The following is a 612-nucleotide window of genomic DNA, read 5'->3' on the forward strand; positions in this document are numbered from 1 at the left end:
GCCCTGGCGACATCGTGAGGTATCGCGTATGCGAGTGATCCTCCACGGCCCCGTAACCGCCGACCACCTGGCCGATGCCGAACTGATGGCCGGGATCACCCCGACCAGCTTCGTGACGAACGGCCTGTCCCACCCGCCGCGCGGCAGCCGCCTGCCCGTCGATGTCTACCCGATCTGCCCGATGCAGCCGGTGGAAACCCGGGAGCGGGCGCGGAACTACACACTTGTTTTCCACTCAGACGCATTGGTGTGTGCAGGGGGAAACGACCATCTTGTGTCTCTTGCGCGCAACTATAACCTACTGATTTACGAGGTTAATCCATGAAACGGATTTCACTGGCGCGGTTGAGACAGGTGTTGCACTACGACCCGGATAATGGCGTGTTCACGTGGCACCCCCGTGGCCTCGAAGATTTCGACGGCGATGAAAGACGATGGCGCAGTTGGAACACGCAGCATGCCGGTCGCCCTGCAGGGTGCTCAACACTGCGCTACACCAACATCCGCATCGACGGCAAAACATACTGGAGTCATCGTGTCGCATGGTTCTACACACATGGTCACTGGCCCAACGGGATTATCGACCACCGGAACGGCGACAAATATGACAAC

Annotated in this window: 2 protein-coding genes; both read left to right on the forward strand. The window is 59.5% G+C overall.

All coding sequences use genetic code 11. The annotated features are described in order from the left end of the window. A partial coding sequence (locus tag I6E78_RS18515) for a hypothetical protein (RefSeq protein ID WP_231618056.1) occupies positions 1–325 on the forward strand: 325 nt, incomplete at its 5' end. After that, positions 322–612 (forward strand): HNH endonuclease (locus I6E78_RS18520; RefSeq protein ID WP_197183126.1); only part of this gene is annotated, 291 nt, incomplete at its 3' end. The genes I6E78_RS18515 and I6E78_RS18520, both read left to right, overlap by 4 nt.

The sequence above is a fragment of the Pseudoalteromonas sp. NZS127 genome, assembly GCF_015864805.1.
In the GTDB taxonomy this organism is placed as follows: domain Bacteria; phylum Pseudomonadota; class Gammaproteobacteria; order Enterobacterales; family Alteromonadaceae; genus Pseudoalteromonas; species Pseudoalteromonas nigrifaciens.